Origin of the sequence: Streptomyces sp. NPDC059524 (assembly GCF_042749255.1) — a bacterium.
Taxonomy (GTDB): domain Bacteria; phylum Actinomycetota; class Actinomycetes; order Streptomycetales; family Streptomycetaceae; genus Streptomyces; species Streptomyces xanthii.
This window is the reverse complement of sequence record NZ_JBHYTK010000021.1, coordinates 38,760-60,431: the sequence shown is the minus strand read 5'-3', so window position 1 is coordinate 60,431 and position 21,672 is coordinate 38,760. Positions and strand designations below refer to the sequence as shown.

22 protein-coding genes and 1 pseudogene are annotated in these 21,672 nt (G+C 71.3%); 21 read left to right on the top strand and 2 right to left on the bottom strand.

Annotated elements, in window-relative coordinates:
* Positions 1-98 precede the first annotated feature (98 nt).
* The gene (ffh, locus tag ACFW9D_RS09200) at positions 99-1,658 is read left to right on the top strand and encodes a signal recognition particle protein (protein WP_188336617.1); all 1,560 of its coding nucleotides are present in this window, start codon (positions 99-101) and stop codon (positions 1,656-1,658) included.
* 196 nt (positions 1,659-1,854) lie between these two features.
* Positions 1,855-3,801 (top strand): ATP-dependent zinc metalloprotease FtsH, encoded by a 1,947-nt coding sequence (gene ftsH / locus ACFW9D_RS09195; RefSeq protein WP_384619552.1) that lies wholly within the window; start codon positions 1,855-1,857, stop codon positions 3,799-3,801.
* Between the two features lie 29 nt (positions 3,802-3,830).
* Here ftsH and ACFW9D_RS09190 read toward each other — a convergent pair whose 3' ends face one another.
* Complete coding sequence (locus ACFW9D_RS09190) at positions 3,831-4,616, bottom strand: class I SAM-dependent methyltransferase (RefSeq protein WP_384619548.1); 786 nt, start codon at positions 4,614-4,616, stop codon at positions 3,831-3,833.
* Positions 4,617-4,766: 150 nt separating this feature from the next.
* Here ACFW9D_RS09190 and proS point away from each other — a divergent pair, with 150 nt between their 5' ends.
* From proS to ACFW9D_RS09100, 18 genes are all read left to right on the top strand, one after another.
* A complete protein-coding gene (gene proS / locus ACFW9D_RS09185; protein ID WP_188336615.1) occupies positions 4,767-6,182 on the top strand; it encodes a proline--tRNA ligase in 1,416 nt (471 codons plus the stop codon).
* 283 nt (positions 6,183-6,465) lie between these two features.
* Positions 6,466-7,068, top strand: coding sequence for a hypothetical protein (locus ACFW9D_RS09180; protein WP_188336614.1), 603 nt, complete (start codon positions 6,466-6,468; stop codon positions 7,066-7,068).
* A gap of 231 nt (positions 7,069-7,299) precedes the next feature.
* The gene (gene rpsP / locus ACFW9D_RS09175) at positions 7,300-7,722 is read left to right on the top strand and encodes a 30S ribosomal protein S16 (RefSeq protein WP_188336613.1); all 423 of its coding nucleotides are present in this window, start codon (positions 7,300-7,302) and stop codon (positions 7,720-7,722) included.
* A 2-nt stretch (positions 7,723-7,724) separates the two neighbouring features.
* Positions 7,725-7,964: an RNA-binding protein gene (locus ACFW9D_RS09170; RefSeq protein WP_014176063.1), complete on the top strand. Its 240-nt coding sequence runs from the start codon at positions 7,725-7,727 to the stop codon at positions 7,962-7,964.
* 243 nt (positions 7,965-8,207) lie between these two features.
* Complete coding sequence (gene rimM / locus ACFW9D_RS09165) at positions 8,208-8,780, top strand: ribosome maturation factor RimM (RefSeq protein WP_188336612.1); 573 nt, start codon at positions 8,208-8,210, stop codon at positions 8,778-8,780.
* Positions 8,777-9,598 carry a tRNA (guanosine(37)-N1)-methyltransferase TrmD gene (gene trmD / locus ACFW9D_RS09160; protein WP_188336611.1) on the top strand — a complete coding sequence of 274 codons (822 nt, stop codon included), beginning with the start codon at positions 8,777-8,779 and terminating at the stop codon, positions 9,596-9,598. Before rimM ends, trmD begins: the two co-directional genes overlap by 4 nt.
* A gap of 131 nt (positions 9,599-9,729) precedes the next feature.
* Positions 9,730-10,080: a 50S ribosomal protein L19 gene (gene rplS, locus ACFW9D_RS09155; protein WP_037886451.1), complete on the top strand. Its 351-nt coding sequence runs from the start codon at positions 9,730-9,732 to the stop codon at positions 10,078-10,080.
* 78 nt (positions 10,081-10,158) lie between these two features.
* Entirely contained in the window at positions 10,159-10,866 is a 708-nt protein-coding gene (gene lepB / locus ACFW9D_RS09150; RefSeq protein ID WP_384619543.1) for a signal peptidase I, read from the top strand.
* A complete protein-coding gene (lepB, locus tag ACFW9D_RS09145) occupies positions 10,859-11,953 on the top strand; it encodes a signal peptidase I (protein WP_188336609.1) in 1,095 nt (364 codons plus the stop codon). The genes lepB (ACFW9D_RS09150) and lepB (ACFW9D_RS09145) overlap by 8 nt, the downstream gene beginning before the upstream one ends.
* The gene (gene lepB, locus ACFW9D_RS09140; protein ID WP_384619539.1) at positions 11,862-12,848 is read left to right on the top strand and encodes a signal peptidase I; all 987 of its coding nucleotides are present in this window, start codon (positions 11,862-11,864) and stop codon (positions 12,846-12,848) included. The genes lepB (ACFW9D_RS09145) and lepB (ACFW9D_RS09140) overlap by 92 nt, the downstream gene beginning before the upstream one ends.
* Before the next feature lie 90 nt (positions 12,849-12,938).
* Entirely contained in the window at positions 12,939-13,682 is a 744-nt protein-coding gene (gene lepB, locus ACFW9D_RS09135; protein WP_384619536.1) for a signal peptidase I, read from the top strand.
* Positions 13,675-14,184 carry an NUDIX hydrolase gene (locus ACFW9D_RS09130; RefSeq protein ID WP_223205921.1) on the top strand — a complete coding sequence of 170 codons (510 nt, stop codon included), beginning with the start codon at positions 13,675-13,677 and terminating at the stop codon, positions 14,182-14,184. The genes lepB (ACFW9D_RS09135) and ACFW9D_RS09130 overlap by 8 nt, the downstream gene beginning before the upstream one ends.
* A gap of 55 nt (positions 14,185-14,239) precedes the next feature.
* Positions 14,240-14,548, top strand: coding sequence for a DUF2469 domain-containing protein (locus ACFW9D_RS09125; protein WP_005311352.1), 309 nt, complete (start codon positions 14,240-14,242; stop codon positions 14,546-14,548).
* A 138-nt stretch (positions 14,549-14,686) separates the two neighbouring features.
* On the top strand, positions 14,687-15,058 hold the full coding sequence (locus ACFW9D_RS09120; protein ID WP_384619532.1) for a YraN family protein: 372 nt from the start codon (positions 14,687-14,689) through the stop codon (positions 15,056-15,058).
* Entirely contained in the window at positions 15,058-16,671 is a 1,614-nt protein-coding gene (locus tag ACFW9D_RS09115) for a YifB family Mg chelatase-like AAA ATPase (RefSeq protein ID WP_384619530.1), read from the top strand. Before ACFW9D_RS09120 ends, ACFW9D_RS09115 begins: the two co-directional genes overlap by 1 nt.
* Positions 16,668-17,870: a DNA-processing protein DprA gene (gene dprA / locus ACFW9D_RS09110; RefSeq protein ID WP_384619527.1), complete on the top strand. Its 1,203-nt coding sequence runs from the start codon at positions 16,668-16,670 to the stop codon at positions 17,868-17,870. Before ACFW9D_RS09115 ends, dprA begins: the two co-directional genes overlap by 4 nt.
* A 298-nt stretch (positions 17,871-18,168) precedes the next feature.
* The gene (gene whiG, locus ACFW9D_RS09105; RefSeq protein WP_188336603.1) at positions 18,169-19,008 is read left to right on the top strand and encodes an RNA polymerase sigma factor WhiG; all 840 of its coding nucleotides are present in this window, start codon (positions 18,169-18,171) and stop codon (positions 19,006-19,008) included.
* A gap of 148 nt (positions 19,009-19,156) precedes the next feature.
* Positions 19,157-19,714, top strand: coding sequence for a TetR/AcrR family transcriptional regulator (locus ACFW9D_RS09100; protein ID WP_188336602.1), 558 nt, complete (start codon positions 19,157-19,159; stop codon positions 19,712-19,714).
* 180 nt (positions 19,715-19,894) lie between these two features.
* Here ACFW9D_RS09100 and ACFW9D_RS09095 read toward each other — a convergent pair whose 3' ends face one another.
* Positions 19,895-20,488, bottom strand: coding sequence for a murein hydrolase activator EnvC family protein (locus ACFW9D_RS09095; RefSeq protein ID WP_384619523.1), 594 nt, complete (start codon positions 20,486-20,488; stop codon positions 19,895-19,897).
* A 265-nt stretch (positions 20,489-20,753) separates the two neighbouring features.
* Between ACFW9D_RS09095 and rpsB the strand changes: the two are divergent.
* A pseudogene (rpsB, locus tag ACFW9D_RS09090) lies at positions 20,754-21,632 on the top strand (30S ribosomal protein S2).
* Positions 21,633-21,672: the final 40 nt, after the last annotated feature.

Sequence of the window (21,672 nt, the reverse complement as noted above, 5' to 3'; positions counted from 1 at the left end):
ACGCCCCGCGACCGGGCCGCTGACCCACTCCGCGACGCCCGATACCCTGGAGGGCGACCTGTCCGTAGAGCCACCCGACCCGAGGATTCGCGACCGCCGTGTTCGACACTCTTTCCGATCGCCTCGCAGCGACATTCAAGAATCTCCGCGGCAAGGGTCGCCTCAGCGAGGCGGACATCGACGCCACGGCTCGGGAGATCCGGATCGCCCTCCTGGAAGCCGACGTGGCGCTGCCCGTCGTCCGGGCGTTCATCAAGCAGGTCAAGGAGCGCGCCCTCGGCATCGAGGTCTCCCAGGCGCTGAACCCCGCCCAGCAGGTCATCAAGATCGTCAACGAGGAGCTCATCGGCATCCTCGGCGGCGAGACCCGCCGGCTGCGGTTCGCCAAGACCGGCCCGACCGTGATCATGCTCGCGGGTCTGCAGGGTGCCGGTAAGACCACCCTCGCGGGCAAGCTGGGCCACTGGCTCAAGTCCCAGGGCCACTCGCCGCTGCTCGTCGCCTGCGACCTCCAGCGCCCCAACGCGGTGAACCAGCTGAGCGTCGTCGCCGAGCGCGCCGGCGTCGGCATCTACGCCCCCGAGCCGGGCAACGGGGTGGGCGACCCGGTCCAGGTCGCCAAGGACTCCATCGAGTACGCCAAGTCCAAGGTCTACGACGTCGTCATCGTCGACACCGCCGGCCGCCTCGGCATCGACCAGGAGCTGATGCAGCAGGCCGCGGACATCCGCGACGCCGTCAGCCCCGACGAGGTCCTCTTCGTCGTCGACGCCATGATCGGTCAGGACGCGGTCAACACGGCCGAGGCCTTCCGCGACGGCGTCGGCTTCGACGGCGTGGTCCTGTCGAAGCTCGACGGCGACGCCCGCGGTGGTGCCGCGCTCTCCATCGCGCACGTCACCGGCAAGCAGATCATGTTCGCCTCCAACGGCGAGAAGCTGGACGACTTCGACGCGTTCCACCCGGACCGCATGGCGTCCCGCATCCTCGGCATGGGCGACATGCTCACGCTGATCGAGAAGGCCGAGCAGACCTTCTCGCAGCAAGAGGCCGAGAAGATGGCCTCGAAGCTGGCCTCCAAGAAGGGCCAGGACTTCACCCTCGACGACTTCCTGGCCCAGATGGAGCAGGTCAGGAAGATGGGCTCGATCTCGAAGCTGCTCGGCATGCTTCCGGGCATGGGCCAGATCAAGGACCAGATCAACAACCTCGACGAGCGGGACGTCGACCGCACCGCCGCGATCATCAAGTCGATGACCCCGGCCGAGCGCGCGGACGCCGCGATCATCAACGGCTCGCGCCGCGCCCGTATCGCCAAGGGTGCCGGTGTCGAGGTCAGCGCGGTCAAGAACCTGATCGAGCGGTTCGTCGAGGCCCGCAAGATGATGTCCCGCATGGCCCAGGGCGGCGGCATGCCGGGGATGCCCGGGATGCCGGGCATGGGCGGCGGCCCCGGCCGGCAGAAGAAGCAGCCGAAGAAGGCCAAGGGCAAGCAGCGTTCCGGCAACCCGATGAAGCGCAAGCAGCAGGAGCAGGAGGAGGCCGCCCGTCGCGCGGCCGCCGCCGAGGCCGGCGGCGCGCTCGGCCTGCCGGGCGCGGCCGACCAGGGCGCCAAGGACTTCGAGCTCCCCGACGAGTTCAAGAAGTTCATGGGCTGACCTGCCGGCCGGTCCGGAGACGACAGGGCAGAGGGGCGCTCGCGCGACGCGGGCGCCCCTCTCGCGTGCCTGGGCGCGACCGGTCCACCCGGGTGGCGGGCCCCCTGGAACTGTGCGGTCATGGGCCCAAGGCCCATCAGCCCGGCCGGCGCTCCGCGGCGCCCCGGCGGCAGGCGGCACAGGAGGAGAGGCAGGCGTGGCGAACCCCGTACCCCCGCGTGACCGCACGGACCAGCCCTGGAGATCCGAAGGCGCACCCCCGCCCCCTCCGCCGCAACCGCCCAAGCGCAAGATGCCCGGCGGCTGGGGCGGCCTCATCCTGACCGCGCTGATCGTCTACCTCATCGCCAACCTCGTGCTGTCCTTCTTCAGCTCGGGCGGCGAGCCGACCATCTCGTACACCGAGTTCAGCAAGCAGGTCGCCGACGACAACGTCAGCAAGATCTACGCCAAGGGCGACGCGATCCAGGGCCAGCTCAAGAAGGAGCAGCCCACCCCGGACGGCAGCGACAAGGACAGCAAGAAGTACACGAAGTTCAAGACGCAGCGGCCCTCCTTCGCCGACGACAAGCTCTGGGAGAACCTGGAGAAGCACGACGTCACCGTGACGGCCGAGCCGGTCGTCCAGCAGCGCAGCTTCCTGGCCAACCTCCTCATCTCGCTCGCCCCGATGCTGCTCCTCGTCTTCCTGTGGATCTTCATCGCGCGGCGCATGAGCCAGGGCATGGGCGGCGCGGGCGGCATGCTCGGCCGCAAACAGCCGCCCAAGCCGGTCGAGTTGCAGCCCGGCAAGAAGCGCACCACCTTCGCCGACGTCGCCGGCATCGACGAGGTCGAGGGCGAGCTCAACGACGTCGTGGACTTCCTCAAGAACCCCGACGCCTACCGGAAGATGGGCGCCAAGATGCCGCGCGGCGTACTGCTCGCGGGCCCGCCCGGCACCGGCAAGACGCTGCTCGCGCGGGCCGTCGCGGGCGAGGCCGGGGTCCCGTTCTTCTCCGCTTCCGCCTCCGAGTTCATCGAGATGATCGTCGGCGTCGGCGCCTCACGCGTCCGGGAACTGTTCGCGGAGGCCCGCAAGGTCGCCCCGTCGATCATCTTCATCGACGAGATCGACACCATCGGGCGGGCCCGCGGCGGCGGCAGCGGCATGGGCGGCCACGACGAGCGCGAGCAGACGCTGAACCAGATCCTCACCGAGATGGACGGCTTCTCCGGCTCCGAGGGCGTCATCGTCATCGCCGCCACCAACCGCGCCGACGTCCTGGACCCGGCCCTGACCCGCCCCGGCCGCTTCGACCGCGTCGTCAACGTCTCGCCGCCCGACCGCGACGGCCGCGAGGCCATCCTCAAGATCCACACCCGTGAGATCCCGATGGCCGAGAACGTGAACCTCGCCCAGGTCGCGCGGACGACCCCGGGCATGACCGGCGCCGAACTCGCCAACCTCGCCAACGAGGCCGCCCTCATCGCCGTCAAGCGCAAGCAGCCCCAGGTCACCCAGACCGACCTCTCCGAAGCCCTGGAGAAGGTCCAGCTGGGCGCCGAGCGGCCCCTGGTCATGCCCGAGGAGGAGCGCCGCCGCACCGCGTACCACGAGAGCGGCCACGCCCTCCTCGGCATGCTCCAGCCCGGCGCCGACCCGGTCCGCAAGATCACCATCGTCCCGCGCGGCCGCGCCCTCGGCGTCACGCTCTCCACCCCGGACGCCGACAAGTACGCGTACACGGAGGAGTACCTGCGCGGCCGCATCATCGGCGCCCTGGGCGGCATGGCCGCCGAACAGGTCGTCTACGGCGTCATCACCACCGGCGCCGAGAACGACCTCGAACAGGTCACCAACATCGCGCGCGGCATGGTCGCCCGGTGGGGCATGAGCGAGAAGGTCGGCCGCCTCTCGGCCCTCCCCAGCGACGCCCAGCAGGCCTACGGACTCTCCGCCGCGCCCGACACCCTCGACGTCATCGACGGTGAGATGCGCCGCATCGTCGACGAGTGCTACGACGAGGCCTGCCGCAAGCTCCGCGAGAACCGCGACAAGCTGGACGCCCTCGCCTCGGCCCTCCTGGAGAACGAGACGCTGGAGGAGGCCGACGCCTACCGGATCGCCGGCGTCACCCGCCTCTTCAAGGACGCCGACTGACCACCTGCCGACCCTTCGGGCGGGGGCGCTCAGACACGGGCGATCAGGTACCGGAACACATTGGGCATCCACACCGTGCCGTCCGCGCGGACGTACGGCTGGAGCGCCTCCGTGATCTCCTTGGCGACCTGCACCGGGTCCGTCGCCGCGGCCGCCGCGTCGAACAGGCCCGTCGACAGCAAGCCCCGTACGGCGCTGTCCGCGTCCGCGTACCCGAAGGGGCACGCCACCCGCCCGGACCCCTCGGGACGCAGCCCCGCGCGCCGAGCGACGTCCTCCAGGGCGGCGCGCCGCCCGCTGCTCCCGCGCAGGGGATCGGCGAGCTTTCCGGCCACCTTCAGGACGGACGACGTCGTGCAGCACTCCGGAGGGCCCCATCCGGTGAGCACCACCAGGGCGCCCTTCCGGGCCGACGGCACGGTCTCCCGCAGCAGCGCGGTGAGGTCCTCCGCGTCCCCGTCCGCGCAGCCGACCGGCTGGAACGCCGTGATCAGCCCGTAGGACGCGTCCTCCGCCACCGGGGCGGCGCCCTCCGTGAGACGCGGCCGCGTCTCCCCGTCCGGCAGGCGCTCCCGGGCCAGCGCCAGCCGCTCCGGGCACGCGTTCTCCACCCCGGCCACGCGGGCGCCCCGCGCGGCCGCCATCACGAGCGCGAGCCCGGCACCGCAGCCCAGCGCCAGCAGCCGCGTGCCCCGGCCCACCCCGAGCCGCGCGTACACCGCCTCGTAGAGCGGTACCAGCATCCGCTCCTGGATCTCCGCCCAGTCACGCGCGCGTGCGTGCGGGTCCACGCCGGGCGCGAGCGCAGGTGTCATGGAAGGGCCCCCATCCGCCGGGAGTCACCGGTGTGTTGTCGTTCCCCGTAAGCCAGAGAACTGCGCGCGGGCCGTCCCGTCCAGAGGCGTTCCGGCATCCGGGCGAAAACCGGTGCCATGGCGTCCAGGTCCGGCCGTAGCATGCGCGCCATGGCAAAAGCACCTGTTCTCACCCCCCGGGCGGACGACTTCCCGCGCTGGTACCAGGACCTGATCACCAAGGCCGAACTGGCCGACAACGGACCGGTGCGCGGCACGATGGTCATCCGACCGTACGGCTACGGCCTGTGGGAGCGGATGCAGCAGGACATGGACGCGCGCATCAAGGAGACGGGCACCCAGAACGCGTACTTCCCCCTCCTGATCCCGCAGTCCTACCTCACCAAGGAGGCCGACCACGTCGAGGGCTTCGCGCCCGAACTGGCCGTGGTCACGCACGGCGGCGGCAAGGAGCTGGAGGAGCCGGCCGTCGTCCGCCCCACCTCGGAGATGATCGTCAACGACTACTTCTCCAAGTGGGTGCAGAGCTACCGCGACCTGCCGCTGCTCATCAACCAGTGGGCGAACGTAGTCCGCTGGGAACTGCGGCCCCGGCTCTTCCTGCGCACCACGGAGTTCCTGTGGCAGGAGGGCCACACCGCGCACGCCACCTATGAGGAGGCGCGCGACTTCGCGGCCCGCATCCACCGTCACGTGTACGCGGACTTCATGGAGAACGTCCTCGCCATGGACGTCGTGCTCGGCCGCAAGACCGCCAAGGAGCGCTTCGCGGGCGCCATCAACACGCTCACCCTCGAAGGGATGATGGGCGACGGCAAGGCCCTCCAGATGGGCACGAGCCACGAGCTGGGCCAGAACTTCGCCAAGGCGTTCCACACGCAGTACCTGTCGAAGGAAGGCAAGCAGGAGCTCGTCTGGCAGACCTCCTGGGGTTCGACCACGCGCATGATCGGCGCCCTGGTGATGATGCACGGCGACGACGACGGGCTGCGGGTGCCGCCGCGCCTCGCGCAGGTCCAGGTCGTCGTGCTCGCCATCAAGGGCGACGAGGCGGTGCTCGCCAAGGTGCGGGAGATCGGCGACGCCCTGAAGGCCGCCGGGATCCGCGTCCAGGTCGACGACCGCACCGACACCCCCTTCGGCCGCCGCGCGGTCGACTGGGAGCTCAAGGGCGTCCCCGTACGTGTCGAGGTCGGCCCCCGCGACCTGGAGGCCGGGACGGCGATGGTCGCCCGGCGCATCCCCGGCGGCAAGACGCCGGTCGCGGTCGACACGCTCGCCGCGGTGCTGCCCGGTGTCCTGGAGGAGGACCAGGCGCTGCTCCTGCACCAGTCGCGCGAGCGCCGCCTGTCCCGCACCAGCGACGTCACCACCGTGGCGGAGGCCGTCGAGGCCACCGACGCCGGCGGTTGGGCCCGCATCCCGTGGGCCGCGCTCGGCCCGGAGGGGGAGGAGACGCTCGCCGAGCACGGCGCCTCGGTGCGCTGTCTGCTCGCGGAGGACGGGGCGGTGCCGGACGCCGACGACGCACCGGGTAACGTCGCGGTCGTCGCGCGCGCCTACTGACGCCCTTCGCCGGAAGACGGCTCCCGGGGCGCCGAGGTTGCGGAAGAGGCCGAAACACCTCTTGCGTCACGCACGAAGTCGTATGCCGCAGTGCGCGTAGGACACCTACGCGCACCGGCGTACGGGGCACTACGTACTACCTTGGTGCGAGCTGTGAGACTCCTCCGCAGATCAGCGCACCCGCCCTCGTCCGGACGCATCAGCGGCAACTGACGGGTACGTGCAAATTATTTGGGATGCCCCGGAATAGGAACACAGAGGCACCCCGGCTCGTTGTCACGACGTGAGCACGACACCACCTGTTCTCGCCGCAGAGCTGGCAGGGGCGTGGGCCGACATTCAGCGGCACCACCCCGAACTGCCGGATCTTGCCGCGCCCGAATCCCTGATCGGGGAGTCGTCGTCCGCCTGCGGACACGAGCTCTCCTTCGAGCGACTCCTCCACGAGGCAGTCCACGGCATCGCAGCCGCGCGCGGAATCCGCGACACGTCCCGCGCCGGCCGCTACCACAACCGCAGATTCCTGGCCATCGCCGAGGAGATGGGCCTCGACCACCCCGAGGAGCCGCACCCCAGCAGCGGTTTCTCGCTGGTCGCGCTCACCCCGGAGGCGAAGCAGCGTTACCGGCAGACGATCGAGCGGCTCCAGCGCGCCCTCAAGGCGCACACCGTGGCGACCGCCGCGGACACCAAGCGCAGCTTCCGCGGCCCGGCCGCGCGGCACGGCTCCTCCGGGGGCGGCGTCCGCGTCAAGGCCGTCTGCGACTGCGGGCGCAACGTGCGCGTGGTGCCCTCGGTGCTCGCGCAGGCGCCGATCGTCTGCGGTGGCTGCGGGAAGCCGTTCCGGATCCCGGAGGTCGTCGGCGCCGGCGTCGGCGTGGGCTGACGTCCGCGCTCCTGGTGGGGCGGCCGGCGGGGCCGCCTCCCCGCCCGCCCGGGGCCGGGGGGAGCGTTCGGCCGCTCCGGCGGCATATGGCACAATGGCTAGCTGTACTCGACAGTCGCACAGGACCCCTCTCTCCTCCGGCTGACGCGTCCATCGGGCACTCGGGTACCGCAACCCCACGCGGCCATCTCGCCGTGCCCACCCACGTCAAGACCAGGAGACACCACTCCAGTGGCAGTCAAGATCAAGCTGAAGCGTCTGGGCAAGATCCGTTCGCCTCACTACCGCATCGTCGTCGCCGACTCCCGTACCCGCCGTGACGGCCGGGCCATCGAGGAGATCGGTCTGTACCACCCGGTGCAGAACCCCTCGCGCATCGAGGTCGACTCGGACCGCGCGCAGTACTGGCTGGGTGTCGGCGCGCAGCCGACCGAGCCGGTTCTCGCCATCCTGAAGCTCACCGGTGACTGGCAGAAGTTCAAGGGTCTGCCGGCCCCCGCGCCGCTGAAGGTCGCCGAGCCGAAGGCCGCCCGCCCCTCCTTCGAGGCGCTGGCCACGGCCGACGAGCCCAAGGGTGAGGCCATCACCCAGAAGAAGAAGGCTGAGAAGAAGGACGAGGCCGCTGAGGCTGCGTCCGAGTCGACCGAGGCCTGAGCATGCTCGAGGAGGCTCTTGAGCACCTCGTGAAGGGCATTGTCGACAACCCCGACGACGTGCAGGTCGCCTCGCGCAACCTGCGCCGTGGGCGCGTGCTGGAGGTCCGGGTCCACCCCGACGACCTCGGCAAGGTGATCGGCCGCAACGGCCGCACCGCGCGTGCTCTGCGGACCGTCGTGGGCGCCATCGGCGGCCGCGGAGTCCGCGTCGACCTCGTCGACGTCGACCAGGTTCGCTGACAAGTTGAACACCGGCTCGGGCCGGGGAGGGCCTCAAGGCCGTCCCCGGCCCGAGGGCGTGTATGGGGCCGCCCCGCGGCGTCGCGGCGCTGGGCACGCACGCTCGCGGCGTTGCCGAAACACCCGCGTGGCTCCGCCACGAGGGCGCTCCGGCGCCTTGCGATCGCACGCACCCAGCGCCGCTCCTCCTTCCGCGGGGCGGCCCCATACACGCCCTAGTCGTATGACAGGAGATAGCTCAACGTGCAGCTGGTAGTCGGGCGCATCGGGCGCGCCCACGGCATCAAGGGTGAGGTCACCGTCGAGGTGCGTACCGACGAGCCCGAGCTGCGGCTCGGCCCCGGTGCGGTGCTCGCCACCGACCCCGCCTCCACGGGACCGCTCACCATCGAGTCCGGCCGGGTGCACAGCGGTCGGCTGCTGCTGCGCTTCGCCGGCGTCCGCGACCGCACCGGCGCGGAGGCCCTGCGCAACACGCTCCTGATCGCGGAGGTCGACCCGGAGGAGCTGCCGGAGGACGAGGACGAGTTCTACGACCACCAGCTCATGGACCTCGACGTCGTCACCCTGGACGGCACCGAGGTCGGCCGGATCACCGAGATCTCGCACCTGCCCTCGCAGGACCTCTTCATCGTGGAGCGCCCCGACGGCAGCGAGGTCATGATCCCCTTCGTCGAGGAGATCGTCACCGAGATCGACCTCGAGGAGCAGAAGGCGGTCATCGACCCGCCGCCCGGCCTCATCGACGACCGGGCCGAGGTCGCCTCCGCCCGCGACGCCGAGGCCGAAGCGGGCACGGAGGAAGAGAGCTCATGAGGCTCGACGTCGTCACGATCTTCCCCGAGTACCTGGAACCGCTGAACGTCTCGCTCGTCGGCAAGGCCCGCGCGCGCGGTCAGCTCGACGTCCGCGTGCACGACCTGCGCGAGTGGACCCACGACCGGCACAACACCGTCGACGACACCCCCTACGGCGGCGGCCCCGGCATGGTCATGAAGACCGAGCCCTGGGGCGAGTGCCTCGACGACGTGCTCGCCGACGGGTACGAGGGCGGCGCCCAGGCGCCCGCCCTCGTCGTCCCCACGCCCAGCGGCCGCCCCTTCACCCAGGAGCTCGCCGTCGAGCTCTCGCAGCGCCCCTGGCTGGTCTTCACGCCGGCGCGCTACGAGGGCATCGACCGCCGCGTCATCGACGAGTACGCGACCCGGATGCCCGTCTACGAGGTCTCCATCGGCGACTACGTGCTCGCGGGCGGGGAGGCCGCCGTCCTCGTCGTCACCGAGGCCGTGGCCCGGCTCCTGCCCGGCGTCCTCGGCAACGCGGCGTCCCACCAGGACGACTCCTTCGCGCCCGGCGCCATGGCCAACCTCCTGGAGGGGCCCGTCTACACGAAGCCGCCGGCCTGGCGCGGCCGCGAGATCCCCGAGGTGCTGCTCAGCGGTCACCACGGGAAGATCGCCCGCTGGCGCCGGGACGAGGCGCTGCGCCGCACGGTGCGCAACCGCCCCGATCTCGTCGAGCGCACCGACCCGAAGGCCTTCGACAAGAAGGACCGGGAGATGCTCTCGATCCTGGGCTGGCGACCGGGTCCCGACGGACGATTTGGGCCCACGCCCGGGGTCGTGGAAGAATAAGCCGCTGCTGTACGTCCAGCCTGCGCCCCTGCCACAGGGGGAACGACGCCGGCCCGACGCGATCAGCTACCGAAACTCATCACATATCTCCCGCCGATGACCTGTGGCATCGGTGAAGAAAGCAGACGATCATGTCTCACCTGCTCGACTCCGTCGACTCCGCGTCGCTGCGCAGCGACATCCCGGCCTTCCGCCCGGGTGACACCGTCAACGTCCACGTCCGCGTCATCGAGGGCAACCGCTCCCGTGTGCAGCAGTTCAAGGGCGTAGTCATCCGCCGCCAGGGCGCCGGTGTCCGCGAGACCTTCACGGTCCGCAAGGTCTCCTTCTCCGTCGGCGTCGAGCGCACCTTCCCGGTGCACACCCCGATCGTCGAGAAGATCGAGCTCGTCACCAAGGGTGACGTCCGTCGCGCCAAGCTGTACTACCTGCGCGAGCTGCGCGGCAAGGCTGCGAAGATCAAGGAGAAGCGCGAGAACTGAGCCGCTCGGCGCCCCACGCGGGCGCCGGCGCATCTCGCGTACGGAGTCCACAGGAGCGCCGGATAGCATCTGGCCTCGATGGACACCGAAGCACAGCATCAGGAGCGCGACCGCTCCTCCCGGCCTCACGAGAGCACCTCGGAGGGTCAGGAGGGACGGTCGCGTTCCTCTTTGTCTCTCGGGGGGATCGCGGAGCAGGTGCCCGGAGGCCGGATCACGCTCGGCGCGCTGCTCTGCATGGTGCTGCTGCTGGCCTTCGGCGTCTTCGTGATGCAGCCGTTCCAGATCCCCAGCAGCTCGATGCGGCCGACGCTGAACGTCGGGGACCGCGTTCTCGTGAACAAGTTGGCGTACCGTTTCGGTGCGCGACCGGAGCGCGGGGACGTCGTCGTCTTCGACGGCAGCGGGTACTTCGGTGACGCGGACTACGTCAAGCGCGTCGTCGGGGTGGGGGGAGACCACGTGGTCTGCTGCGACAGGCAGGGGAGGATCGCCGTGAACGGGCGGGCCGTGGACGAGCGGTCCCTGCTGTACCGCGGGGACACGCCTTCGGAGGTGCCGTTCGACATCGAGGTTCCCGACGGGACGCTCTTTCTCCTCGGGGACCACCGCGCCGACTCCCGTGACTCCCGCGACTATCTGGGCGCCCCCGGCGGCGGCTTCGTCCCCGTCGACCAGGTGATCGGCAAGGCCCAGTGGGTCGCCTGGCCCGCGGGCCACTGGAGCTCCCCGTCGCGCGAGGACCTCTACGCGCGCGTACCCGCGGCGGGCGGCGCCCATGGGTAAGCGGGGCAGGACGCGCGCCGGTGACGAGACCGAGGAGCGACTGCCCACCGGGAGCAGGCGCACCGCGGCGGCCCCTCCGCGCGGCCGGGCCGAGCGCCGCAAACTGGCCCGCAAGGTGAAGCGGCGCCGCCGGCGTTCCGCGATCAAGGAGATACCCCTCCTGATAGGCGTGGCGCTGGTCATCGCGCTCGTCCTGAAGACGTTCCTGGTGCAGGCCTTCGTGATCCCGTCGGGCTCCATGGAGCAGACGATCAAGATCGGCGACCGGGTCCTGGTCGACAAACTGACCCCCTGGTTCGGCGCGAAGGTGCAGCGCGGCGACGTCGTCGTCTTCAAGGACCCCGGCAAGTGGCTGGAGCAGGAGACGGGACAGAAGAAGGACGACCCCGTCGGGATCAAGCAGATCAAGACGGGTCTCACCTGGATCGGACTGCTGCCCTCCGCCGACGAGCGGGACCTGATCAAGCGGGTCGTGGCGGTCGGCGGCGACACGGTGAAATGCTGCGACGCCCAGGGCCGCGTCACCGTCAACGGGACGCCCCTCGACGAACGTTCGTACATCCACCCCGGCAACGCCCCCTCGAAGTTCGACTTTTCGGTGAAGGTTCCCGAGGGCCGGCTCTTCGTGATGGGCGACCACCGGGCGAACTCGGCGGACTCCCGCTACCACCTCACCGAGGCGTTCCACGGCACCGTGTCCGAGGAATCCGTAGTGGGGCGGGCCCGGTTCATCGGCTGGCCGGTCGGGAACTGGGCCACGCTGGAGGAGCCGGAGACCTTCGCGGCGGTCGCCGACGCGCACGGCACCGGATCGACCGCGGCCCCCGGCGCGTCGCATAGGGTGGCCACCGCGGACAGCGCCGAATCGAGACCCGACTCATTGGATTCGGACGGATTGATCCCTCTCCCGACCCCTGCGGAACTCCCGCTCGTTATGGGAGTGGTGGGCCTGCATCGCGTAGGGATCAGGCAGCGGCACGGAGTGAGGAGTGGATGTGGGGGACTTGGCGGTCGGCGCACGGTCAGGGCATGGGCCCGAGGAACAGCCCGAGCGATCCGACGACGCGACAGGTCCCGGCGTGACTGACCACACGCCCGGGAGCGATGACGGTGCAGCGGCGGGCGGTTCCGGCGCCGCCGGAGAGCGGCCCGGCGACGTGCCGAGGACGCCGAAGAAGGCCAAGACGCCGCGCTCCTTCTGGAAGGAGCTGCCGCTGCTCATCTTGATCGCCCTGGTCCTGGCCCTGCTGATCAAGACCTTCCTGGTGCAGGCGTTCTCGATCCCGTCGGGATCGATGCAGAACACGCTGCAGATCGGCGACCGCGTGCTCGTCGACAAGCTGACCCCGTGGTTCGGCTCGAAGCCGGAGCGCGGCGAGGTCATCGTGTTCAACGACCCGGACCAGTGGCTGGAGGGCGAGCCCACCAAGCCGCCGAACGCCGCGCAGAAGGTCCTGAGCTGGGTCGGCCTGATGCCCTCCGCCGACGAGAAGGACCTCATCAAGCGCGTCGTCGGCGTCAGCGGCGACACCGTCGAGTGCAAGGGCACCGGCCCGCTGAAGGTCAACGGCAAGGCGCTGAACGAGCCTTACGTCTTCCCGGGCAACACCCCGTGCAGCGCGGACGGCGTCGGCGGCACCTTCAAGGTGAAGGTTCCCGAAGGCAAAGTCTGGGTCATGGGCGACCACCGCCAGGACTCGCTGGACTCCCGCTACCACCAGAACGACAAGAACCAGGGCTTCGTCCCCGTGGACAACGTCGTGGGCCGCGCGATCGTGGTGGCCTGGCCGCCCACGCACTGGTCCACGCTGCCGGTCCCGGACACCTTCGACCAGTCGGGGATCAACGCCGCGGCGAACGTCGCCCCGGGCGCCGTGGGCCTCGCCGGAGCCGTACCGCTCGTGCTGTGGCGCCGCCGCCGCACGAACCGGAGCGTTACTGAGGGGAACACCAGGGTTTCTGAGGTCACGAGCGCCCGGTAGGGTGCCGTCCCAGATCGCCGATCTTGCGCGGTCCGAGCCACTCGGGCCGGACCGCGCGGTCGATGTCTCCGACGCTGGGGAGCAACTGGGATGAGCAGGACGGGTCGTACGGCCGAGGGCCACGGCAAGGCCGGCAGTGTGCTGTCGGGCATAGCCGTGGCCCTCGGCTGTGTGCTGTTCCTCGGCGGGTTCGTATGGGGTGCCGTGGTGTACCAGCCGTACACGGTGCCCACCGACTCGATGACGCCGACGATCGGCGCGGGCGACCGGGTGCTCGCGCAGCGCATCGACGGCGGCGAGGTCAAGCGCGGCGACGTCGTCGTCTTCCGCGAGGCCAGCTGGGGCGACATGCCGATGGTCAAGCGCGTGGTCGGCGTCGGCGGCGACAAGATCGCCTGCTGTACGGACGGCAAGCTCACCGTCAACGGCGAGCAGGTCGAAGAACCGTATCTGCAGGCCGGTAAGTCCGCCTCGCTCGCCGGGATCAAGTCGACCACGGTCCCGCAGGGCCGGCTCTTCCTCCTCGGTGACGAGCGCAGCGGCTCCCTGGACTCCAGCGTCCACCTCGGCGACGCCAACGGCGGCTCGGTGGAGCGCGGCGCCGTGGAGGCCCGGGTGGACGCCGTGGCCTGGCCCATGAACGGCATGCTGGCCAAGCCCACCGGCTTCGAGGCGATGCCCGGCGGAATCTCGCAGCCCGGACCGCTCCGCCTCATGGTGGGCGCTGTCGTGGCCGGCGCCGTCCTGGTGCTCGCGGGCGCGGCCTACGGTCCGATCGCGAACCGGGCACGGCGCTCCCGGACCCGCCGTGCGCCGGAGCCGGCCCGTGTCTGAGCCCGGCGACGGGCTGCGCGAGGTGGCCCGCGTCGTCCTGCTCGACCAGGACGACCGCATCCTGCTGCTGCACGGGCACGAGCCCGGGGACACGGCGGACGACTGGTGGTTCACGCCGGGCGGCGGACTGGAGGGCGACGAGACGCGTGCGGAGGCCGCCCTGAGGGAACTGGCGGAGGAGACGGGTATCACGGATGCGCGGCTCGGCCCGGTCCTGTGGCAGCGGGTCTGCTCCTTCCCGTTCGACGGGCGCCGCTGGGACCAGGACGAGTGGTACTTCCTGGCCCGCACGACCTCGACGGCCCGGGCCGTCGAGATCAACGGAGAGGGCCTGACCGACCTGGAACGGCGCAGCGTCGCGGGAGCGCGATGGTGGTCGTGCGAGGAACTGGCCGAGGCCCATGAGACGGTGTACCCGACCAGGCTCGCCGAGCTGCTGAAGCGGCTGCTCGTCGAGGGTCCCCCGAGCCGGCCGCTGGTTCTCGACACGGAAATCGTCTAGAGGAACCGGTGGCTGACGCACAATAGGGGGACGCACGGCAGAAGGGGAACATGCCATGAGCGCCGAGGACCTCGAGAAGTACGAGACCGAGATGGAGCTGAAGCTCTACCGGGAGTACCGCGACGTCGTCGGGCTGTTCAAATACGTGATCGAGACCGAGCGTCGCTTCTACCTCACCAACGACTACGAGATGCAGGTGCACTCGGTCCAGGGCGAGGTGTTCTTCGAGGTGTCGATGGCGGATGCCTGGGTCTGGGACATGTATCGCCCCGCTCGTTTCGTGAAGCAGGTCCGGGTCCTCACGTTCAAGGACGTGAACATCGAGGAGCTCAACAAGAGCGACCTGGAGCTTCCGGGCAGCTGAGCCCGCACTCTGCCGCACTGATTTCTCCCGGCCGTCCCTCTGGCGGGTGACGGAGTTTTCCACAACCCGCTGGTAGTTCACCAAGATCCACTTCCTTCCGTCCCGTGCCGCAGCGTGGACATCGGAGGTGGTGCCGACGTGAACGCACGGGGCGCGATGGGGAAGTACGGAGAGGACCTGGCCGCGAGGCGGCTGGCCGAAGCGGGAATGACGGTGCTCGCGCGGAACTGGCGCGCGGGCCGCACCGGTGAGATCGACATCGTGGCGCGGGACGGGGACGCGATCGTCGTCTGCGAGGTCAAGACGCGCAGAGGGGCGGGCGCGTCGGCCTTCGAGCATCCGATGGCCGCGATCACGCAGATCAAAGCGCGACGACTGCGCTCCCTGGCCGAGCGCTGGATCCACGAGCACGGGGGAGCGCCACCGGGCGGCGTCCGCATCGACGTGATCGGCGTCCTGCTGCCCGAGCGCGGCGCACCCCGCCTCGAGCACGTGCGGGGGGTGTCCTGATGGGATTCGCGCGGACGTGCTCCGTGGCCCTGGTGGGCGTCGAAGGCGTCGTCGTCGAGGTGCAGGCCGACCTGGAGCCCGGCGTCGCCGCATTCACGCTCGTCGGCCTGCCGGACAAGAGCCTGGTCGAGAGCCGCGACCGGGTCAGGGCGGCCGTAGTGAACTCGGGGGCCGACTGGCCGCAGAAGAAGCTCACGGTGGGGCTCAGCCCGGCCTCCGTGCCCAAGGCCGGGTCGGGATTCGATCTCGCTGTCGCCTGTGCGGTGCTCGGCGCCGCCGAGCGTATCGATCCGCGGGTGCTCGCCGACATCGTCATGATCGGGGAGCTGGGGCTGGACGGGCGGGTCCGGCCGGTTCGCGGGGTGCTTCCCGCCGTGCTGGCCGCGGCCGACGCCGGGTACGAGCAGGTCGTCGTGCCCGAGTGCACGGCCGGCGAGGCGTCCCTGGTGCCCGGGATCTCCGTCCTCGGGGTGCGCAGCCTGCGCCAGCTCATCGCGGTGCTCACCGACGAGCCCGTCCCGGAGGAGGAGCCGGAGCCCTCCGGCCGCCCGGATCCGATGCTGGCCGGACTCAGCATGCCCGGGAGCGGCGCCGACATCGGCGGCCTGACGCTCGACGGGCACGGGCTCGACCTCGCCGACGTCGTCGGCCAGCTGTCGGCGCGCACCGCCATGGAGGTCGCCGCCGCGGGCGGACACCACGTCATGCTGTCGGGCCCGCCCGGCGCGGGCAAGACGATGCTCGCCGAGCGACTGCCCGCCCTGCTGCCACCGCTCACCCGCGGCGAGGCGCTCGAGGTCACGGCCATCCACTCGGTCGCCGGCATGCTGCCACCGGGCAAGTCCATGATCGACACCGCGCCGTACTGCGCGCCCCACCACTCCGCGACCATGCAGTCCCTGGTCGGTGGCGGCCCCGGCGTCGCACGGCCCGGAGCGGTGTCGCTGTCGCACCGGGGCGTGCTCTTCCTCGACGAGGCGCCCGAATTCAGCGGCAAGGCGCTCGACGCGCTGCGCCAGCCCCTGGAGGCGGGGCACGTGGTCATCGCCCGCAGCGCCGGGGTGGTGCGGCTGCCCGCGCGGTTCCTCATGGCACTGGCCGCGAACCCGTGCCCCTGCGGGCAGTACCGGGCGCTCGGGGGTGAGTGCGACTGCCCGCCGGCGACCGTACGGCGCTACCAGGCCCGGCTCTCCGGCCCCCTGCTCGACCGCGTCGACCTGCGCGTCGAGGTGGACGCCGTCACGCGGAACGAGCTCGCGGGGTACGGCCCCCGCGGCGAGAGCACCCGGACCGTCGCCGACCGGGTCAGGCAGGCCAGGGAGCGGGCGGCGGCACGGCTCGCGGAGACGCCCTGGCGGACCAACAGCGAGGTGCCCGGGCACGCCCTGCGCACCCGGTGGCCCGCCGCACCCGGAGCCCTGGACGAGGCCGAGCTGGACCTGGAGCGCGGCTTCCTCACCGCGCGCGGCCTCGACCGGGTGCTGCGCGTGGCCTGGACCGTCGCCGACCTGGCCGGACGGGACCGGCCCTTCGCCGAGGACGTGGCGCTCGCGCTCCAACTGCGGACCGGGATCTCGCGCGGGGTGCCGATGACGATCGGGGCCGAGCGGTGACCGGCACCACCGGTACCGGCACCGCCGGCGCGGGCGCGCCCGACGCGGTGCGGCTCGCCCGGGCCCGGCTGACCCGGATCGTCGAACCGGGCTGGGAGGCCGCCGCCCGCTGGCTGCGCGAGTTCGGAGCCGTCGAGACGGTGCGGCGGATCGACGCGGCCGCCGCCGACGAGGAGGCCGAGCCGCTGCCCGGGGTGCGGGCCGAGCGCTGGGCCGGCCTGCTCGCCCGGGCCCGGGACGCGCCGCCCCCGGAACGGGATCTGGCCCGCGCGGCCGAGCGCGGTGCGCGGTTCGTGTGCCCGGGGGACGTGGAGTGGCCCGGGCAGCTCGACGACCTCGGGGACGCGCGGCCCCTGGGGCTCTGGGTGCGGGGCGGGCCCAGCCTGCGGATGTGGGCGCTGCGCTCCGTGGCGGTGGTCGGCTCGCGGGCCTGCACGGACTACGGCGTCCGCATGGGGGCGAGCCTGGGCGCCGGGCTCGCCGAGCGCGGCTGGGTCGTCGTGTCGGGTGGCGCGTACGGGGTGGACGCGGCGGCCCATCGCGGGGCCCTGGGCGCGACCGGAGCCACGATCGCCGTGCTGGCCTGCGGGATCGACCGGATCTATCCGCGCGGCCACACCCAGTTGATCGACCGGATCGCGGAACAGGGACTGGTGGTGGCCGAGTTGCCGCCCGGGGAGCATCCGACCCCCAGCCGCTTCATCCTGCGCAACCGGGTGATCGCGGCGCTGACCAGGGGCACGGTCGTCGTCGAGGCCGCCTATCGCAGCGGGGCGCTCGGCACGGCCCGCTGGGCGCAGCGGCTCGGGCGGCACGCGATGGGCGTGCCCGGGCCGGCGACGAGCACCGTCTCGGCGGGCGTGCACGAACTGCTGCGCAAGGAAGGCGTACTGGTGACCGATGCCGCCGAAGTGGTCGAGCTGGTGGGGGAGATGGGCGAGCTCGCGCCGGAGCGCCGCGGACCGGTGCTCGCCCGGGATCTGCTGCCACCGCACGCGGCCCGGGTGCTCGCCGCGCTCCCCGGGCGCGGGGCCGGCACGGTGGCGCAGATCGCCCGGGGCGCGGGGACGAGTGAGGACGACACGATCGGGAGGTTGTACGAACTGCGCTCGTTGGGGTTCGTCGAACGACACGGCGACGGCTGGCAGTTGACACGCCAGAGCGTCGAGCCGGTCTTTCCGGAAGGGGGAGTTCCCTGACGCTGCGTGTTGCGCCGTCCGGATGACACCCCGATGACCTTGCCAGTTCCGGCAGTTGGTGTTTCGGAGCGGTTACGGAGAGAGACGTGGGAGGTCGTCGGGGCCGGGTAACGGAACGTATCTGCGCGGGTGTGATCACCCGGCCCTCGCGCACTGCGACGCTCCAGTCACGCTACGCTCACCAGGATTCGGGTTCGCCACCTCAATCCGTAACCAGGTGGACGGCTCGTGATCAGTCAGTACGAGACGGGCACCCAGGCCTCTCCACAGCGAAACGATCAACGGCACAAGGCGGCGCATGCCACAGCACACCTCAGGGTCCGACCGGGCGGCGGTACCCCCCGCCGCCCGCGGCTCCAGCGTGCGGCCTCCGGCTCCCACCTCCCTGGAGGAGCTGTGGAGGTCGTACAAGTCGACCGGCGACGAGCGGCTGCGCGAGCAGCTGATCCTGCACTACTCGCCGCTGGTGAAGTACGTCGCCGGCCGGGTCAGTGTGGGCCTGCCGCCCAACGTGGAGCAGGCCGACTTCGTCTCCTCCGGGGTCTTCGGGCTGATCGACGCGATCGAGAAGTTCGACATCGAGCGCGAGATCAAGTTCGAGACGTACGCGATCACCCGGATCCGCGGCGCGATGATCGACGAGCTGCGGGCACTGGACTGGATCCCCCGGTCGGTGCGGCAGAAGGCGCGCAACGTGGAGCGTGCCTACGCCACGCTGGAGGCCAAGCTGCGCCGCACGCCCTCGGAGAGTGAGGTGGCCGCCGAGATGGGGGTTGCGCTCGAGGAACTGCACGCTGTTTTCAGCCAGTTGTCGCTGGCCAACGTGGTGGCCCTCGAGGAGCTGCTGCACGTCGGGGGCGAGAGCGGCGACCGGCTCAGCCTCATGGACACCCTGGAGGACCAGGCCGCCGACAATCCGGTGGAGGTCGCCGAGGACCGGGAGCTGCGCAGGTTCCTCGCGCGGGCGATCAACACGCTGCCGGAGCGGGAGAAAACCGTGGTCACGCTGTACTACTACGAGGGCCTGACCCTCGCGGAGATCGGCAACGTGCTCGGGGTGACCGAGAGCCGGGTCAGTCAGATCCACACGAAGTCGGTGCTGCAGCTGCGGGCGAAGCTGGCCGGGTTCGGGCGCTGACCCGCTCGACGGCCCTGCGGCGTGCGGAATCGTCCCTGCCCGCGGCCCTCGCCGGCCGGTCCGGAGTGGCGAGGGGTGTCCGGTGGCACTCCCGTCCCGGGAGCCGCGCTCGTAAAGTGGAGGCGTGCCAAGGATTCGAGCGGCCTCTGTGGCCGAGCACCGGTCGATGCAGCGCGGCGCCCTTCTGGACGCGGCGCGTTCCCTGCTGTCCGAGGGCGGGACGGAGGCGCTGACGTTTCCCGCGCTCGCCGAGCGGACGGGGCTCGCGCGCTCGTCCGTGTACGAGTACTTCAAGTCCCGGGCGGCCGTCGTCGAGGAGCTGTGCGAGGTCGACTTCCCGGTGTGGGCCGCCGAGGTCGAGGCCGGGATGGCGCGGGCCGCGACGCCTCGGGGCAAGGTCGAGGCGTATGTGCGGGAGCAGTTGGCGCTGGTCGGGGACCGGCGGCACCGGGCCGTCGTCGCGATCTCGGCCAGTGAGCTGGACGCCGGGGCGCGGGAGAAGATCCGGGCCGCGCACGGCGGGCTCGTCGCGATGATCGTCGAGGCGCTCGGGGAGATGGGGCACGCGGAGCCGCGGCTGGCCGCGATGCTTGTACAGGGGGTCGTCGACGCGGCTGTGCGGCGGATCGAGCTCGGGGCGGCGGAGGAGCCCGGGGTGATCGTCGACGCGGCGGTCGCCATGGTGCTCCGGGGCGTCTCCGGCTGAGAGGCCGCAGGCGGCGGACCACCGGACGCTGCTGAGCCACCCAGGTGGCAGGTCGCCCGACGCTGCTGGGCCACCGGGAAGGCAGACCGCCGAGGCTGGTGACGGCCTGGGCGACAGATCGCTCCATGCTGCTGAGCCGCCCGGAAGGCAGGCCGCCCGACGCTCCCAGGCAGCCCAGGGCTACGGAGACCAGAAGGCGTACCCCGGGCTGAAGCGCTGGCCGAAGGCGAGGGGGAGTGGGCCCCAGAGGGGGAGCAGGCGGGGTGGGGCCGGGTGGCGGGCCGTCGGGGTCAGCAGGGTCAGCGGGTTCAGGTAGGCCGTGGCGCGGCGCAGGCCCCAGTGCAGGCAGGACGGGGTGGCGGGCGGGCAGTGGCCCGTCGGGAGTTCCAGCGTGCCCAGGGTGGCGCCTGCCGCGACCGGGTCCCCCTTGCGCACCGACGCCGCCACCGGCTCGTACGACGTGCGCAGCGGCGGGGCGCCGGAGCCGTCGAGTTCCACGGTGACGACGCCGCGCCCCGCCACCTGGCCGGCGAAGGAGACGCGGCCCGCCGCGACCGTGCGGACCGGTGCGCCGATGGGTGCGGCGAGATCGACGCCGCGGTGGCCGGGGCCGTAGGGCGAGGCCGGCGGGGACCAGTCGCGCACGATCGCCGGACGTTCGCCCACCGGCCAGATGTTCGAGGTGGGGGACGGGCCGGCCGGGTCCGCCCGTGCCGAGGCGGGCACGAGCAGCAGCAGGACCGGCAGGATCATCACGCTGAGTAGTGTTCGCATGGCTCAGACGATCCGCCTCCGGGCCGATCCGCGCGGATCATGGCGGCGAATCGTGGACTACCGGCCGGTTGTGGACAGCGGCGTCACCCGCTGCTCCGCGGGTCCCGTACACTTCTTGTGGCGATCCGGGCCACCGGATCGACTTCGCACGCCCCGACACCTTCGGTGTCAGCGGCCTATCGGTCCCGTACGAGCGACAGAGCGTACGCGGCAGGCATGCGGTGGGGCGTCAGGAAACAACCGAGAACACCAGAGGAGTACGGCCATGGCCGTCGTCACGATGCGGGAGCTGCTGGAGAGCGGCGTCCACTTCGGTCACCAGACCCGTCGTTGGTACCCGAAGATGTAGCGCTTCATCTTCACGGAGCGCAACGGCATCTACATCATCGACCTGCTCCAGTCGCTGTCGTACATCGACCGCGCCTACGAGTTCGTCAAGGAGACCGTCGCCCACGGCGGCACGGTCATGTTCGTCGGTACGAAGAAGCAGGCGCAGGAGGCGATCGCCGAGCAGGCGACCCGCGTCGGCATGCCCTACGTGAACCAGCGCTGGCTGGGCGGCATGCTCACCAACTTCTCGACCGTCTACAAGCGTCTGCAGCGCCTGAAGGAGCTCGAGCAGATCGACTTCGAGGACGTCGCCGCGTCCGGTCTCACCAAGAAGGAGCTTCTCGTGCTCTCGCGCGAGAAGGCCAAGCTGGAGAAGACCCTCGGCGGTATCCGCGAGATGTCCAAGGTTCCCAGCGCCGTCTGGATCGTGGACACCAAGAAGGAGCACATCGCTGTCGGCGAGGCCCGGAAGCTCAACATCCCGGTCGTCGCGATCCTCGACACGAACTGTGACCCCGACGAGGTCGACTACAAGATCCCGGGCAACGACGACGCGATCCGCTCCGTCACCCTGCTCACCCGCGTGATCGCCGACGCCGTCGCCGAGGGCCTCATCGCCCGCTCCGGCGTTGCCGCCGGTGACTCGAAGCCGGGCGAGAAGGCCCAGGGCGAGCCGCTGGCCGAGTGGGAGCGCGACCTGCTCGAGGGCGAGAAGAAGGCCGACGAGAAGGCTGAGGAGGCCCCGGCCGCCGAGGCTGCTGCCGCCGAGGCCCCCGCCGCCGAGGCTCCGGCCGCGGACGCCGAGCAGGCCTGACCCGTACGGGTACCGGTTTCATGAGGTGACGGCGGGGGCC